At 73.1% G+C, this 15,247-nt stretch carries 13 protein-coding genes; 4 read left to right on the top strand and 9 right to left on the bottom strand.

Translation table 11 applies throughout. The features are described 5' to 3' along the window. Positions 1-239: 239 nt before the first annotated feature. The 6 genes from hflX to miaA all read right to left on the bottom strand — a co-directional run bounded on the left by hflX (position 240) and on the right by miaA (position 8,616). The gene (gene hflX, locus ACFV2J_RS09710) at positions 240-1,733 is read right to left on the bottom strand and encodes a GTPase HflX (protein ID WP_385088063.1); all 1,494 of its coding nucleotides are present in this window, start codon (positions 1,731-1,733) and stop codon (positions 240-242) included. A gap of 192 nt (positions 1,734-1,925) precedes the next feature. Further along, a complete protein-coding gene (locus ACFV2J_RS09705) occupies positions 1,926-3,485 on the bottom strand; it encodes a M1 family metallopeptidase (protein ID WP_385438010.1) in 1,560 nt (519 codons plus the stop codon). Between the two features lie 67 nt (positions 3,486-3,552). Next, positions 3,553-5,727, bottom strand: a complete 2,175-nt coding sequence (locus ACFV2J_RS09700; RefSeq protein ID WP_385088059.1) for a RelA/SpoT family protein — start codon at positions 5,725-5,727, stop codon at positions 3,553-3,555. A 355-nt stretch (positions 5,728-6,082) separates the two neighbouring features. Further along, positions 6,083-6,952 (bottom strand): diaminopimelate epimerase, encoded by an 870-nt coding sequence (gene dapF, locus ACFV2J_RS09695; protein ID WP_385088057.1) that lies wholly within the window; start codon positions 6,950-6,952, stop codon positions 6,083-6,085. Between the two features lie 77 nt (positions 6,953-7,029). After that, the gene (locus ACFV2J_RS09690; RefSeq protein ID WP_385088069.1) at positions 7,030-7,575 is read right to left on the bottom strand and encodes a hypothetical protein; all 546 of its coding nucleotides are present in this window, start codon (positions 7,573-7,575) and stop codon (positions 7,030-7,032) included. Between the two features lie 102 nt (positions 7,576-7,677). Beyond that, positions 7,678-8,616: a tRNA (adenosine(37)-N6)-dimethylallyltransferase MiaA gene (miaA, locus tag ACFV2J_RS09685; RefSeq protein ID WP_385088055.1), complete on the bottom strand. Its 939-nt coding sequence runs from the start codon at positions 8,614-8,616 to the stop codon at positions 7,678-7,680. Positions 8,617-8,798: 182 nt separating this feature from the next. On the opposite strand from miaA, the gene ACFV2J_RS09680 reads away from it, so the two are divergent. Together ACFV2J_RS09680 and ACFV2J_RS09675 are read left to right on the top strand one after the other, a co-directional pair. Beyond that, a complete protein-coding gene (locus tag ACFV2J_RS09680) occupies positions 8,799-9,185 on the top strand; it encodes a hypothetical protein (RefSeq protein ID WP_385088053.1) in 387 nt (128 codons plus the stop codon). Positions 9,186-9,209: 24 nt separating this feature from the next. Beyond that, on the top strand, positions 9,210-9,470 hold the full coding sequence (locus ACFV2J_RS09675) for an antitoxin (protein WP_385088051.1): 261 nt from the start codon (positions 9,210-9,212) through the stop codon (positions 9,468-9,470). Between the two features lie 85 nt (positions 9,471-9,555). Here ACFV2J_RS09675 and ACFV2J_RS09670 read toward each other — a convergent pair whose 3' ends face one another. From ACFV2J_RS09670 to ACFV2J_RS09660, 3 genes are all read right to left on the bottom strand, one after another. Beyond that, positions 9,556-10,275: a class III extradiol dioxygenase subunit B-like domain-containing protein gene (locus ACFV2J_RS09670; RefSeq protein WP_385088049.1), complete on the bottom strand. Its 720-nt coding sequence runs from the start codon at positions 10,273-10,275 to the stop codon at positions 9,556-9,558. A 154-nt stretch (positions 10,276-10,429) separates the two neighbouring features. Continuing rightward, positions 10,430-11,956, bottom strand: a complete 1,527-nt coding sequence (gene miaB, locus ACFV2J_RS09665) for a tRNA (N6-isopentenyl adenosine(37)-C2)-methylthiotransferase MiaB (RefSeq protein WP_385438004.1) — start codon at positions 11,954-11,956, stop codon at positions 10,430-10,432. Between the two features lie 226 nt (positions 11,957-12,182). Next, entirely contained in the window at positions 12,183-13,142 is a 960-nt protein-coding gene (locus ACFV2J_RS09660) for a LysR family transcriptional regulator (protein WP_385438103.1), read from the bottom strand. Between the two features lie 44 nt (positions 13,143-13,186). Here ACFV2J_RS09660 and ACFV2J_RS09655 point away from each other — a divergent pair, with 44 nt between their 5' ends. Further along, positions 13,187-14,194, top strand: a complete 1,008-nt coding sequence (locus ACFV2J_RS09655) for a serine hydrolase (protein WP_385088388.1) — start codon at positions 13,187-13,189, stop codon at positions 14,192-14,194. Positions 14,195-14,277: 83 nt separating this feature from the next. Then, on the top strand, positions 14,278-15,247 hold a 970-nt coding region (locus tag ACFV2J_RS09650), incomplete at its 3' end, for an MBL fold metallo-hydrolase (protein WP_385438001.1).

The following is a 15,247-nucleotide window of genomic DNA, read 5'->3' as shown; positions in this document are numbered from 1 at the left end:
GGTCACGGGGATGGCCACGACCTCGGCGAGGGGCGCCCGCCCGGGCTCGTAAGTCGGTGTGATACAGGTACGTACGCCGCCAGGGCGGGTGGGAGAGGCCCCGCGCCGCAACGCGCGGAGTGGGGGGGGCGCGCCCCGGGCCCCGCCGCACGCCGGCCGGTGAGTCCCCCCGCCCCCCTGCGTGAGGGGGCGGGCCTTCGTACGTCCGGGGGCGGGAACCCGTCGGGAACCGGGTGGGGCTAGAGCGCCGGCGCCGGAACGTACGGCGCGAGATCCGCCGCCAGTTCCTCGTGGACCCGCACCTTGAGCAGCGTGCCCTCCGGGGTGTGCTCCTCGGAGAGGACCTCGCCGTCGGAGTGGGCGCGCGCGACCAGCCTGCCGTGCGTGTACGGCACGAGCGCCTCGATCTCGACCGAGGGGCGCGGCAGCTCGTTGTCGATGAGCGCGAGCAGTTCGTCGATGTTCAGGCCGGTGCGGGCCGAGACCGCGATGGAGCGCGTCTCGTTGCGCATCAGGCGCTGGAGGACCAGCGGGTCGGCCGCGTCCGCCTTGTTGATCACCACGATCTCGGGGACGCCGGTGGCGCCGACGTCACGGATGACCTCGCGCACGGCGGCCAGCTGCTCCTCCGGCGCCGGGTGCGACCCGTCGACCACGTGCAGGATCAGGTCGGAGTCGCCGACCTCCTCCATCGTGGAACGGAACGCCTCGACGAGGTGGTGCGGCAGGTGCCGTACGAAGCCGACGGTGTCCGCGAGCGTGTAGATCCGCCCGCTGGGCGTCTCGGCACGGCGCACGGTCGGGTCCAGGGTGGCGAACAGCTCGTTCTGCACCAGGACGCCCGCGCCGGTCAGGCGGTTGAGCAGGGAGGACTTGCCGGCGTTGGTGTAACCGGCGATGGCGACCGAGGGCACCTTGTTCCTGCGCCGCTCCTGGCGCTTGATCTCGCGGCCGGTCTTCATGTCCGCGATCTCCCGGCGCATCTTCGCCATCTTCTCGCGGATGCGGCGCCGGTCCGTCTCGATCTTGGTCTCACCGGGACCACGGGTGGCGAGGCCGCCGCCCTTGCCGCCGCCCATCTGTCGGGACAGCGACTGACCCCAGCCGCGCAGTCTCGGCAGCATGTACTGCATCTGCGCGAGCGCGACCTGCGCCTTGCCCTCCCGGGACTTGGCGTGCTGGGCGAAGATGTCGAGGATCAGGGCCGTACGGTCGATGACCTTGACCTTGACGACGTCCTCGAGGTGGATCAGCTGGCCGGGGCTCAGCTCACCGTCGCAGATCACGGTGTCGGCGCCGGTCTCCAGGACGATGTCCCGCAGCTCGTTGGCCTTGCCGGATCCGATGTACGTGGCCGCGTCGGGCTTGTCGCGGCGCTGGACGACACCGTCGAGCACGAGCGCGCCCGCGGTCTCCGCCAGGGCGGCCAGCTCGGCGAGCGAGTTGTCCGCGTCCTGGATGGTTCCCGAGGTCCAGACACCGACGAGGACGACGCGCTCCAGGCGGAGCTGCCGGTACTCGACCTCGGTGACGTCCTCGAGTTCGGTGGAGAGGCCGGCGACGCGGCGCAGGGCCGCGCGCTCGGAGCGGTCGAACTGGTCGCCGTCCCGCTCTCCGTCGATCTCGTGGCTCCAGGCGACGTCCTCTTCCATCAGGGCATCGGCCCGAAGACCTTCGGGGTAGTTCTGCGCGAGGCTCTGCGCGTCCTGGGAAGGGGAAGAAGAGGAGGTCATTGGATCCTTACGTCGATGGGGGCTCCGGTGCGTCACTGGCGACACCGGGTCGGCGACGGACCTTGCCCGTCTGTGGGAACAACGTCCGGGGCCACCGGGAGATTCCCCGGATTCCACCGGGCCGACCCTCCGCGGGGGCCGCGCCGCCGACCTGAAGATGGTCGCACGGCACGGCCCGTCTCGTCATGCGAGTTACCGGGTGCCCTTGTGGGCCTTCGGAGCGTCACTCCGCCAGTCCGGGTGACCGGGCATCGGGGGTGTCCGCTTCCCGTACAGCCACGCCTGGAAGAACCCGCTCAGGTCGCGGTTGCCGATGCTGGAGGCGAGCCGCTCGAAGTCCGCGGTCGAGGCCGTGCCGTCCCGGTGGACGGCCACCCAGGCCCGTTCCAGGCGTTCGAAGGCGGACCGGCCGATCTCCTGGCGCAGCGCGTACAGGGCGAGCGCGGCCCCGTCGTAGACGTTCGGCCGGAAGAGGCTGATCTTCTGGCCCGGCTTGGGCCCCTTCGGCGCCGCGGGCGGGCCGCCGGCGGCCCGCCAGGTGTCGGACGCGCGGTAGGCGGCCTTCATCCGGGCCTCCATGGGCTTCTTGCCCTTCTCCTGCGCGTACAGGGCCTCGTACCAGGTGGCGTGCCCTTCGTTGAGCCACAGGTCGGACCAGTCACGCGGAGTGACGCTGTCGCCGAACCACTGGTGCGACAGCTCGTGCACCATGATCGACTCGACGTACCACCTGGGGTAGGCGGGCTGGGTGAAGAGCTCCCGCTCGAAGAGGGAGAGCGTCTGTGTCTCCAGCTCGAAGCCGGTGCGCGCCTGGGCCATCAGCAGGCCGTACGTCTCGAAGGGGTACCGGCCGACCTTGCCCTCCATCCAGGCGATCTGGTCGGGAGTCCTCCTGAGCCACGGTTCGAGCCGCTCGCGGTCCTTGGTGGGCACGACGTCGCGCAGGGGCAGTCCGTGCGGGCCGGTGCGGTGCACGACCGTGGAGCGGCCGATGGAGACCTGGGTCAGTTCGGTGGCCATCGGGTGCTGCGACCGGTACGTCCAGGTGGTGCCCCCGGGGGCACGGACCACGCCGGCCGGCAGTCCGTTGGCCACCGCCGTGTATCCCTCGGGCGCGGTGACGTGGATCGTGAACATGGCCTTGTCGGAGGGGTGGTCGTTGCACGGGAAGACGAGATGGCCCGCGTCGGCCTGGTTGGCCATGGCGAGGCCGTCCTTGGTCCGCACCCAGCCGCCGTCCTGGTCGCCCCGGGCGGCCGGGTCGCTGTGGTGCCGCACGGTGATCCGCATCCAGCCGCCGGCGGGCACGGGTTGATCGGGGGTCACCACCAGATCGTCCCCGGCGCTCGTGAACGCCGCCGGTGACCCGTTGACCTCGACCGAGCCCACCGTGCCGTGCGCGTAGTCGAGATTGACGCGGTCGAGACGGCGTGACGTCACGGCGTCGATCGTGGTGACGGCCGCCAGAGGCTCGGTGTTCTTGCCGGTGTAGGCGAAGGAGAGGTCGTACGACTTGACGTCGTACCCGGGGTTGCCCAGGTGCGGGAAGAGGCGGTCGCCGATGCCCAGGGGCGTCACCGGGGACGGGGCGCTCGCGGCGACGAGACAGACGGAGACGGCGGAGGCGAGCAGTGCCGCCCTGACGCGGCGGCTCCGCGGGCCGGGGGGCGTGGGGCCGGGGGCGGTGGAGTCGGGGGTCGAGGCGCCGGAGGTGCCGGGGTGGTCGGTCCTGGGGCGGGGGGTGAGCAGCATGGACCACCGCTACCAGCGGTCGTCCCTCCCGCGCGGGAGACGCGCTCCGGGCCCACCCGAACGTGTGCTACTGCGCGGCGGCCGCCGCGTGCTGCGCCCTGCTCACGTCGTACACGCCCGGCACGTTCCGCATCGCCCGCATCAGCCCGGGGAGGTGGGCCGCGTCCGGGAGTTGGAGCGTGTAGGTGTGGCGTACGCGCTGCTGGCTGGGGGGTTCGACGGTCGCGGAGACGATCGCGGCGCCCTCCAGGGCGATGGCTTCGGTGAGGTCGGCGAGCAGATGGGGGCGGCCGAAGGACTCGGCGACCAGCGTGACGCGGCACTCCGCGGTGTCCCCCCAGCTCACTTCGACCTCCGCGCGCCCCGCGCCCTTCATGCGTGCCACCCCGGCGCACTCGACGCGGTGCACGGTCACCACTCCCCCGCGTACGGCGAAGCCGGTCACGCGGTCGGGCGGTACGGGGGTGCAGCAGCCCGCGAGGCGTACGGAGGCACCCTGTTGTTCGACGACGGCGTTCGCCGCGGGGCGGGCCGCGGGTGCCTCGGCGGGCGGTCTGGGGGCCGCGGCGGGCTCCACGGGGGGCTCCGCGTCGCGGGGCGAGGGGTGTGCGGCCAGCCAGCGCTGGATGGCGATCCGGGCGGCGGGCGTGTGGGCGTGCTCCAGCCACTCCCTGGAGGGCTCCGAGGCCGGGTCCTGCCCCATGAGGAGCTGTACGGTGTCGCCGTCCTTGAGCACCGTGCTCAGCGTCGCGAGCCGCCCGTTGACACGGGCGCCGATACAGGCGTGCGCGTCGTCGCCGTACTGCGCGTACGCGGCGTCCACGCAGCTGGCGCCCTCGGGCAGGCCCAACGAGCCGCCGTCGGCCCGGAAGACGGTGATCTCGCGGTCCTGGGCGAGGTCCTCGCGCAGGGTGGACCAGAACGTGTCCGGGTCCGGGGCACCCTGCTGCCAGTCGAGGAGCCGGGAGAGCCAGCCGGGGCGGGTGGGGTCGACCCGCTCGCCGTCCGCCGCCCGCCGGCCGTCGCCGTCCGTCTGCTCCTCCGCGGGAGCGGTGTAGGGGTTGCCGAGGGCGATGACGCCGGCCTCGGCGACCTTGTGCATCTGGTGGGTACGGATGAGGACTTCGGCCACCTGGCCGTCGCCGCTCGCCACGGCCGTGTGCAGCGACTGGTACAGGTTGAACTTGGGGACCGCGATGAAGTCCTTGAACTCCGACACCACGGGCGTGAGGCAGGTGTGCAGTTCACCGAGGACGCCGTAGCAGTCGGCGTCCTCGTTCACGAGCACCAGGAGCCGCCCGAAGTCCGCGCCGCGCATCGGCCCGCGCTTGCGCGACACGCGGTGCACGGAGACGAAGTGGCGTGGCCTGATGAGGACTTCGGCCTGGATCCCGGCGTCGCGCAGGACACCGCGCACCTCTTCGGCGATCTCCGCGAGCGGGTCGCCGGCGCGCGAGGCGTTGTCGACGATCAGCTCTCTGGTGTGCTCGTACTCCTCGGGGTGCAGGATCGCGAAGACGAGGTCCTCCAGTTCGGTCTTCAGCGCCTGGACACCGAGGCGTTCGGCGAGCGGGATCAGGACGTCCCTGGTGACCTTGGCGATCCGGGCCTGTTTCTCGGGGCGCATCACGCCGAGGGTCCGCATGTTGTGCAGCCGGTCGGCGAGTTTGATCGACATCACGCGGACGTCGTTGCCGGTCGCGACGAGCATCTTGCGGAAGGTCTCGGGTTCGGCGGCGGCGCCGTAGTCGACCTTCTCCAACTTGGTGACTCCGTCGACGAGATAGCAGACCTCGTCGCCGAACTCGGCCCGCACCTGATCGAGCGTCACCTCGGTGTCCTCGACGGTGTCGTGGAGCAGGGAGGCGGTCAACGTCGTCGTCTCCGCGCCGAGTTCGGCGAGGATCAGGGTCACCGCGAGCGGGTGGGTGATGTACGGCTCGCCGCTCTTGCGCATCTGGCCGCGGTGCGAGGACTCCGCCAGCACGTAGGCCCGGCGCAGCGCTTCCATGTCCGCGTCGGGGTGGTGGGCGCGGTGGGCCTCGGCGACGTGGCCGATCGCGTCGGGCAGCCGGTCACGCGCGGTCGGGCCGAGCAGCGCGGCCCGGCCGAGGCGGCGCAGGTCGATCCGCGGGCGGCCCTTCCGGCGTGCCGCCGATCCCCCCTGCTCCAGCGGAACCGAGCGCTGGGGGGAGGGCGTTGCAGGGCCTGGCGTCGCGGGATTCGTCGCCTCCGCACTCATGGGCACCTCCGGCTGCGTAGACCGGCGGACGGGGTGCCCATGGCGTACACGGCTCAGGGGTTGGCGTCGATCCCCCGTCCGGGCCGGTGCTTGATGCTACCGAGCCCACCACGCCCGGCTGACCACCTCTCGCCGAGCGTGAAACGGATCACCCATTCGAGCGAAGGTTCAGGGGTTTGCGCTTCCGGGGACCTGGGAGGGACCGGAGGTCGCGGTACCGGGCCGGGCGGGGGCGGGTGACACCGCGTCGGACCAGGCCTTGTGGCCGTGAACCGGTGAGGACCCGTGTCGCCGGGCCGGGCAGCCGCGGAGGCGTCCCGAGGGCGTGCGGCACCTCCCGCGGCGGGGGGCCGGCTCAGAGCCGGACGGCGGCCAGCCACTCCGCGTCGATGTCGCCCTCGGCGACGATCACCGCGGGGCCGGTCATCTCGATCGCGCCGTCCGGGTGCTCGGTGATCACCAGGCGTCCGCCGGGCACGTCGACGGTGTACGTCGCCGGGGTCCCGGTGACGGCCGGGTCGGCGCCGTCACGGCGGGCCGTGGCCACGGCCACCGCGCAGGCGCCCGTGCCGCACGAACGGGTCTCTCCGGAGCCGCGCTCGTGGACCCGCAGGGCGACGTGGCGCGGGCCCCGGTCGACCACGAACTCGACGTTCACGCCGTCCGGGTAGGCCGACGCGGGGGTGACGGGCGGCGGTGCGAACAGGTTGCCGGCCTGGCCGAGGTCGTCGACGAAGGCGACGGCGTGCGGGTTGCCCATGTTCACGTTGCGCGCGGGCCAGCTGTGCTCGCCGACGCTCACGGTGACGTCCCCCTCCGGGAGGACCGCCTTGCCCATGCCGACGGTGACGTCCCCGTTCTTGGCGAGGTGCACGCTCTTCACGCCCGCGCGCGTGGCGACCGTGATGTCCCCCTCGGCCACATGTCCGGCCCGTTGCAGGTAGTGCGCGAACACACGGACTCCGTTGCCGCACATCTCCGCGACCGAGCCGTCGCCGTTGCGGTAGTCCATGAACCACTCCGCCTCGGCGGCCATCTCCGCGGCCTCGGGGTGCGCCGCGGACCGGACGACGTGCAGCAGACCGTCGCCGCCGATGCCCGCGCGGCGGTCGCACAGGGCGGCCACGGCGGCCGGGGACAGGTCGACGGCGTTCTCCGGGTCGGGGACGATCACGAAGTCGTTCTCGGTCCCGTGACCCTTGAGGAAGGCGATCCGCGTGCTCATCCCTCGATCGTACGGGGTCGGGCGGGGACGGCCGGAGTCGGTCGGGCCCTCCCTCTCAGGTGGCGGCCCCGGCCGGCTCAGCGCAGTCGGGCCACACGTCCCACGGCGAGCACCGCCACCGCGGCGACCACCACGACGTACGCGAGCACGACGCGCCAGTCCAGGCGGCGGCCGGAGCCGCGGGCGGGGAAGCCCGGCAGGGTGTAGCCCACGCGGCGGGCGGCCATCATGCCCCAGCCGGCGGCGCACAGGCAGATCAGCAGGCCGAGCATGGCGACCACGGCACCGCCGTCGCCGAACTCGAAGGCGAGCGGGAAGGCGAACATCAGCGAGCCCGTCGCGGCCAGGCCGACGATCGGCGCGAGCTGCCAGATACGCAGCCGGCGCTGCGGACGCAGCTCGACCTCGACCTCGGGCCCCGGGGACATCTCGTCCGGACCCGGCCCGTCGGCGGTGACACCGCCGGGAGGTTCCTCGGGTCCGTCGGAGATCAGCGGATCACCGTCGGAACCGGAACCCAGCCGCTCGTCGAGGCCCTGCTGCCGCCGCTGCTCCAGCGGCTCCTGCGCGGTGTCCTGCTCCGCGTCCTGTGCGGTGTTGCGAGGGCTGGCCTCCATCGCCACGCGCCCTCCCAACTCGGACTCCACATTGTCGATCGAAGCTCGATGATGGCACGGCGCCGGAGGCCCCGATGGCGGCCGGAGCGTCCCGATGCCATGACGTGATCAGGCTGTGACCGGTCGTTCGACCAACGTCAGCGCCTGCTGTGGAAGTTCCGTGAGGTCCGCCGCGGCGCCGCTGAGCCAGTGCACCCGGGGATCGCGCCGGAACCACGAATCCTGGCGTCGCGCGAAGCGTTTGGTGGCACGTACGGTCTCGGCGCGCGCCTCGGCGTCGGTGCACTCCCCGGCGAGCGCCGCGAGCACCTGCTGATACCCGAGCGCGCGCGACGCCGTGCGCCCCTCGCGCAGGCCTCGCGCCTCCAGCTCCCGCACCTCGTCGACGAGCCCGGCCTCCCACATCCGGTCGACGCGGCGCGCGATCCGCTCGTCGAGCTCGGGACGCGTCACGTCGACGCCGATCTGGAGGGTGTCGTACACCGAGTCGTGGCCGGGGAGATTGGCCGTGAAGGGCTTGCCGGTGATCTCGATGACCTCCAGCGCGCGCACGATGCGGCGGCCGTTGCTGGGCAGGATCGCCTGGGCGGCCCCGGGGTCGGCCACGGCGAGGCGCGCGTGCAGGGCGCCCGAGCCGCGCAGCCCGAGTTCCTCCTCCAGGCGCGCCCGCACCTCGGGATCGGTGCCCGGGAATTCCATCTTGTCGACGGCGCCGCGCACATAGAGCCCGGAGCCGCCGACCAGGACCGGCCAGCGGCCCTCGGCGAGCAGGGCGTCGATGCGCGCGCGGGCGAGCCGCTGGTACTCGGCGACGCTGGCCGTGACGGTCACGTCCCAGATGTCCAGCAGGTGGTGCGGAACCCCGGCCCGCTCCTCGGACGTCAGCTTGGCGGTGCCGATGTCCATCCCTCGGTACAACTGCATGGAGTCGGCGTTGACGACCTCGCCTCCGAGACGGCGGGCGAGGAAAACGCCCAGATCGGACTTTCCTGCCGCGGTCGGTCCGACGACGGCGATGACTCGGGGGGCGGGGGGTGCGCTGCTCACCGCCCCAGTCTCGCAAACCCGGGGCCCCTGCTCCGACGAGCGGCGTGACGCCACAGGTTCGGGGTCGTTGCCTGTTGCGAGGTTCCGGCCGCCGGTTTTCGAGGACCGGCGCCCCGGGCGGCGCAATGGGACGCACCGGGTGACGCGGAATTTCGCCCTCACGAGTAACGTATGGAGTGGATATGGGTGTTTTTGCACGACTTCTCAGGAGGTCGAAGGCTGCGGAGGAGGCGTCGGCCTCCGACGTGCCGGCCGACACAGTGACGGCCGGTACCGGCGCCGGTGGTGATGCCGACGTCACGACGACCGACACCGACGTCACGACGGACGCCGTCGCCGCGACCGACGCCGGCGGCGCCGCGGAGTCGGTGGACCCGGCGGAAGAGCCGAAGGGATCGTCCGGGAGCGAGAACGCGGACGAGAGCCACCGCAGCCACGGCGGGATCGAGGTGGCGGTCGCGGTGACGGGGGCCGCGGGAGTCACGTCCTCGGACGACGTCGAGATCCCTCAGCAGCAGACCGCCGAGAAGGCCGCCGACAACGGGGCCGGTGAGAGCGCCCGTAAGTAACTGTCCCGCGAGGGAAGGTGGACCATGAGTCTCCTGGACAATCTGAAAGCCAAGCTGGCCCCTGCCAAGGACAAGGTCTCGGACCTCGCGCAGCAGCACGGGGACAAGGTGACCCACGGTCTCGACAAGGCCGCCAAGGTGGTCGACGAGAAGACCAAGGGCAAGTACAGCGACAAGATCCAGACGGGCACGGGCAAGGCGAAGGGTGCCATGGACCGGCTCGCGCACAAGGACGACGGCACCATGCCGCCGCCCGACGCGCCGCCACCGCCCCCCTCATTCTGAACGGCGCACATCGACGGACGGCCGCGGAGCACCCAGGGCTCCCGGCCGTCCGCCGTTTCCGGGCGGGCGGCTCCCCGGGGTCGCGCTAGGACCAGGCCGCCACCAGGTATCCCACCCCGTACGGGGCGTCCTCGTACAGCAGAGCGCCGCCGAGTCCCGCGTCCTCGGCGGCACCCGCGAGGACCTGCCAGGGGGCGCGTCCGGAGACCTTCAGCTCGCGGGCGAGTCCGGCGTCCAGCGCCCGCAGGGCCGCCAGGTCCGCCGTCCCCAGTGCCCGGGCGATCTCCGCGTCGAAGTCCGCCGCGCGCTCGTCGAGGTAACCGGGCGCCTTCAGTGTCCGGCACGCGCTGGCGTCGCCCATCACCAGGAGGGCCACCCGCGCGGCCTGTCCGGCGGCCTCGGCCCCGGCGCTCCGGCACCGCTCGGCCGTGAGCGGCTCCGCCACGGCGAGACCTGTCACGGGAGCGTCGGACCAGTTCGTCCGCTCCAGCAGCCAGGCCGCGACGGCGAGCGAGGGCGGCAGGGGCCGCTGCGAGGACGCCGGAGGCGTGCCGGCCCGGCCGAGGCGTACGTCGAGGTCCACCCCGAACCCGCGGAACGAGCCCGGTGTCCCCTCGGGGTAGGAACCGTGCGTGTCCTGCTCCGCGGGGCCCACGACGACCAGCAGATCGGGCCGGGACGCGGCGAGCACGCCGAGCGCGTCCGCGCACGCGTCCCGCGCGGCGGCCAGCTCGGGCGCGGCCCCGGCGGCGATCTCGGGCACGAGCAGCGGCGGACAGGGGCAGGCTGCGGCGGCTACAAGCATGATCGGCAGCGTAGCCCTTCGCCGCGCGAGCGGGGTCGCACGCGATGGCACCGACGGCGGAGGCGCCCGCCGCGGATGCCGCGACGCCCAACGCCGGCAGGGCGGCACCGCACCGCCTGCCTCGACGAACCCGCGGCCGCGTGCGCGTGCGCGGTCAGTCGCAGCCGCAGCCGCTGCCGGTCGCGACGGGCAGCGGCGCCGGGGCGCCGATCTTCGGCAGTCCCAGCATCACGCCGGCCGGCTTCGCCGCCTGGGCGGCGTTGCGCTTCTCCCAGGCGTCGCCCGCGCGCGTGCGGCGCACGGCGAGGACGGCGCCCTCGGCCAGCAGATGGTGCGGGGCGGCGTAGGTGATCTCGACGGTGACGACGTCACCGGGGCGCACGTCCTGGTCGGGCTTGGTGAAGTGGACCAGCCGGTTGTCGGGGGCACGGCCGGAGAGACGGTGCGTGGCGCCGTCCTTGCGGCCCTCGCCCTCGGCGACCATCAGCTCCAGGACGCGGCCGACCTGCTTCTTGTTCTCGTCCCAGGAGATCTCCTCCTGGAGGGCGACGAGACGCTCGTAGCGCGCCTGGACGACCTCCTTGGGGATCTGCCCCTCCATGGTGGCCGCCGGGGTGCCGGGGCGCTTGGAGTACTGGAAGGTGAACGCCGCGGAGAAGCGGGCCTCGCGGACCGCGTGCAGGGTCTGCTCGAAGTCCTCCTCCGTCTCACCGGGGAAGCCCACGATGATGTCGGTGGTGATCGCCGCGTCCGGGATGGCGGCCCGCACCTTCTCGATGATCCCCAGGTAGCGCTCCTGGCGGTACGAGCGGCGCATGGCCTTCAGGACGGTGTCCGAACCGGACTGCATCGGCATGTGGAGCTGCGGCATCACGTTCGGCGTCTCCGCCATGGCCGCGATCACGTCGTCGGTGAAGTCACGGGGGTGCGGGGAGGTGAACCGGACCCGCTCCAGGCCCTCGATCTGCCCACAGGCGCGCAGCAGCTTGCTGAAGGCCTCCCGGTCGCCGATGTCGCTGCCGTACGCGTTGACGTTCTGCCCGAGCAGCGTGATCTCGGAGACGCCCTCGCCGACCAGCGCCTCGATCTCGGCGAGGATGTCGCCCGTCCGCCGGTCCTTCTCCTTGCCGCGCAGCGCCGGGACGATGCAGAAGGTGCAGGTGTTGTTGCAGCCGACGGAGATCGACACCCAGGCCGCGTAGGCGCTCTCGCGGCGGGTCGGCAGCGTCGAGGGGAACGCCTCGAGCGACTCGGCGATCTCGACCTGCGCCTCTTCCTGCACGCGGGCGCGCTCCAGGAGGACGGGTAGTTTGCCGATGTTGTGCGTCCCGAAGACGACGTCCACCCAGGGCGCCTTCTTCACGATGGTGTCGCGGTCCTTCTGCGCCAGACAGCCGCCGACCGCGATCTGCATCCCGGGGCGCTTCGTCTTCATCGGGGCGAGGCGGCCGAGGTTGCCGTACAGCCGGTTGTCGGCGTTCTCGCGCACGGCGCAGGTGTTGAAGACGACGACGTCCGCGTCGCCGTCGGACCCCTCGGGGGCCCGCACGTAGCCCGCGCCTTCGAGGAGCCCGGAGAGCCGTTCGGAGTCGTGGACGTTCATCTGGCACCCGTAGGTGCGCACCTCGTAGGTCTTCGAATCCTGAACGTCCACCGCGTGGCTCCGGTCGCTGCTGCTCATGTGACAAGGGTAGGCGGTGCCGGGAGTACGTCGTCCCGGCCCCGCGGTCTCCGGCTCGGACCCACGCCGGCCGCGCGGGGAGGGGGTCGCGATGTCGGATCGCGGGTGCGGCTCGTCACGAGGGTGGCCGTCCACCACACCGCCCGTCCCCTACCGGCCGTCCCCCACCGGCAGTCCCAGCGCCCGCCCCCGTCGGCCACGGCGGAGACCGCCCCGCGCCGCCCCGCTAGCCGTACACGACCGACCACGGGCGGGGTGGTCCGGTGGTGGGGCCGGTCTCGTCGGTGCGGTGCGGGGTCGCGGCGCGGTCGCCGGCCAGCACCTCGGCGGCGAGTTCCGCGAAGGTCCGCGCGGCCGGGTGGGCGGTGCGGCCGGCGGGCCACGCGCCGCTCAGCCGCTGGGTGAGGGGGCGCCCCGACAGGGGCCGCCAGGCGACTCGGGGTTCCTTACGGGCCACCGGCCCCGGGTCGAAGGCGACGCCGTGCCCGGCCGTCACCAGGGCCAGCAGGAACTCGGAGTTGGAGGCGTGCCGTACGTGGCCCGGCACGAAGCCCGCGGCGCGGCAGACGTCGAGGACCTGGTCGTACCGGTCCGGAGCGTGGGCCCGCGGAAAGAGCACCAGGTCGTGGCCGGCCAGCTCGCCGAGCGTGACCTCCGGCCGCCGGGCCAGCGGCGAGGTGCGGGGCAGGACGACGCCGAGGTCCACCGAGACCTCGGGTCCGAGCAGCAGTCCGGTGGTGTCGGCGGGGCGGTGCACGAGTCCGACGTCGAGTCCGCCGGAGGCGAGCAGCCGGACCTGTTCCCCGGTGGTGACCTCCCGCAGGTCGACGGAGAGCCCCGGGGCACGCTCGGCGCAGGCGGCGAGCAGCGCGGCCAGTACGGCGGCCGCGGTGTCGGGTGGCACGCCCGCGCGCAGGGTGCCCAGGCCGCCGTCCCCCGCGCGCCGGGCCAGCATCCGCAACCGGTCCTCGCGGGCGAGGAGTTCACGGGCCTCGTCCCACAACAGCGCCCCGGCGGCGGTCAGCCGGATCCGGCGGTGCGAGCGGTCGAACAGCTCGGCGCCGAGCTCCCTCTCCAGCCGCCGCACGGCCTGGCTGAGCGGCGGCTGGGCCATGCCCAGCCGGTCGGCGGCCCGGCTGAAGTGCAGTTCCTCGGCTACGGTGACGAACAGACGCAGGTGGCGCAAGAGATCCACGACCAGGGACCTTACGCGAGGGGGCGGGCCGGCCGATGGCGGAGGAACAGATCCGCGCGGTTTTCGCGGGAGCGGGTGCCGAGGGTCTCCTGCACGCGGTCCCCGTCGGCGTCGGACGGACCGGACCCGCCGACGCCGGACCGACTGGTCCCGCCGGTGTCGGACGAACTGGACACGCCGGCGTCGCACGGACCGGCCCCGGCGCGCCCGGGAAGTCCGTCCTCGCGCGGCCCCGCGTGCGCGAGGTGGCCGTCGGCGCCGACGAACCCGTCGTGCTCGCCTCGGTGTTCAAGGTGCTGCTGGTCCTGGAGTTCGCCCGGCAGGTGGCGGCCGGGCAGCTCGACCCCCGGGAGCGGGTCAGGGTGACGGCGGCCGACCGGCTCGGCGGCTGGGGCACGGCGGGCTGCGCGGACGACGTCGAACTCTCGCTGCGCGATCTGGCGTTCTTCGCGATGTCGGTCAGCGACAACTCGGCGGCGGATCTGCTGCTCGACCGGGTCGGCCTGGACACCGTACGACTGCTCGCCAAGGAGCTGGGGCTCGAACGGACCCGCGTCGTGGGAGGCCCGCGGGACGTCCTGGAGTCGATGCTCGCGGAGGCCGGGGCGCGCGACGAGAGGGAGTTCGCCGTCCGTTACCCGGCCCTGCCGGAGGAGCGCAAGCGGCGGATGGCGGTCCTGGACCCCCTGCGGACCAACGCCGGCACGCCGCGCGAGACCACCGAACTGCTGCGTCTCATCTGGCGCGACGAGGCGGGCCCGCCGGAAGCCTGCGCCCACGTACGCGACTTGATGTCCCGTCAGGTGTTCCGTCACCGGCTCGCGACGGGGTTTCCCGGCGGCACGGTGATCGCGGCCAAGACCGGGACACTTCCGGGGCTGCACATGGAGGCGGGTGTCGTCCGGTACTCCGACGGCGGCCTCTACGCGGTCTCCGTCTTCGCCCGGACCCGTGAACTCGGGTCCACCGGACCGGAGGTGGACGCGGCGATCGGCACCGCGGCCAGGATCGCCGTCGACTTCCTGCGGAACACGGGGCCGTGACCAGGCCTCATATGCGCCCGCGTATCGGCAGGGCATGAAACTGATCTTGGACGGGGATGACCGGCCCCTGATCTCCTGACGCCATGCGCGACAACGAGAACCCCCAGGGTTCCCCCTTGCTCGGCCGCCGCACTGTGCTGCGAGGCGCCGCACTCGGCACGGCCGCCCCGCTCCTGCCCGCCGTGGCCGCCGCGGCGGCCACGCCCCCGGCAGCGCCCACGTCCGGATCGACGACTTCACCGTCATCGTCACCGACGACAGCACCGTCGTCATCACCGTCGCCGACACCGAGGGCGGCATCGGGGTCGGGGGCCGCATCGGCGCCGGTCTCCCTGCGCTGGTTGGGCACCGCCGGCTGGCGCATCGACGTCGGCGGCCGGACGGTGCTCGTCGACCCGTACGTCACCCGCTTCAGGACCGGCCTGTTCGACGGTGACTTCGACGCCGGGACGGAACTGCGCACCGATCCCGAGCTGGTACGGGAACACGTGGGGCACCCCGAACTCGTCCTGGTCAGCCATGCCCACTGGGACCACCTCGCCGACGTCCCGCACATCGCCACGACCACCGGCGCCCGCGTCGTCGGCACCGAGACGACGTACCACCTGCTGGTCGCGTCCGGGGTCGACCCGGGGCAGATCTCGGTGGTGAAGGGCGGCGAGGTGCTGGACTTCGGCGGCGGACTCACCGTCGAGGTGGTGGCGAGTCTGCACAGCCGCAACAAGAAGTACTCCTACTTCGCCCCGGGCACGCTCCACGCGCCGCCCGCGACGCCCCCGAGGACCATCTCGGACCTGCCGGAGGGCGACACGCTCGCCTTCCTGGTGACGGCGGGGAGCGGCGGCCCGTCGATGTTCCTGATGGGCGCCAGCGACTTCCACGAACGGGCGGCGCGGGGGCTGCGCCCCGACCTCGCCATGGTGGGGGGGGCGGGCCGGCCCCCCCCCCCCCCCCACCGTACCCCCCCGGGGCGGGGCCCGGGACCGGCCCCCGGCGGGCGGCCCGGGCCCGGGGGCAAAATAGAGGAGCCCCCGAGCGCGCCCCCCCCGCCCC

Origin of the sequence: Streptomyces sp. NPDC059668 (assembly GCF_042734135.1) — a bacterium.
Classification (GTDB): domain Bacteria; phylum Actinomycetota; class Actinomycetes; order Streptomycetales; family Streptomycetaceae; genus Streptomyces.
Note: the sequence above shows the minus strand (reverse complement) of the source record. Positions and strands in the feature narration are given on the sequence as shown.

Bases quoted from the DNA above. Each gene is read 5' to 3' on its own strand.
- hflX (WP_385088063.1), bottom strand. From the start codon at position 1,733: ATGACCTCCTCTTCTTCCCCTTCCCAGGACGCGCAGAGCCTCGCGCAG.
- ACFV2J_RS09705 (WP_385438010.1), bottom strand. From the start codon at position 3,485: ATGCTGCTCACCCCCCGCCCCAGGACCGACCACCCCGGCACCTCCGGC.
- ACFV2J_RS09700 (WP_385088059.1), bottom strand. From the start codon at position 5,727: ATGAGTGCGGAGGCGACGAATCCCGCGACGCCAGGCCCTGCAACGCCC.
- dapF (WP_385088057.1), bottom strand. From the start codon at position 6,952: ATGAGCACGCGGATCGCCTTCCTCAAGGGTCACGGGACCGAGAACGAC.
- ACFV2J_RS09680 (WP_385088053.1), top strand. From the start codon at position 8,799: ATGGGTGTTTTTGCACGACTTCTCAGGAGGTCGAAGGCTGCGGAGGAG.
- ACFV2J_RS09675 (WP_385088051.1), top strand. From the start codon at position 9,210: ATGAGTCTCCTGGACAATCTGAAAGCCAAGCTGGCCCCTGCCAAGGAC.
- ACFV2J_RS09670 (WP_385088049.1), bottom strand. From the start codon at position 10,275: ATGCTTGTAGCCGCCGCAGCCTGCCCCTGTCCGCCGCTGCTCGTGCCC.
- miaB (WP_385438004.1), bottom strand. From the start codon at position 11,956: ATGAGCAGCAGCGACCGGAGCCACGCGGTGGACGTTCAGGATTCGAAG.
- ACFV2J_RS09655 (WP_385088388.1), top strand. From the start codon at position 13,187: ATGGCGGAGGAACAGATCCGCGCGGTTTTCGCGGGAGCGGGTGCCGAG.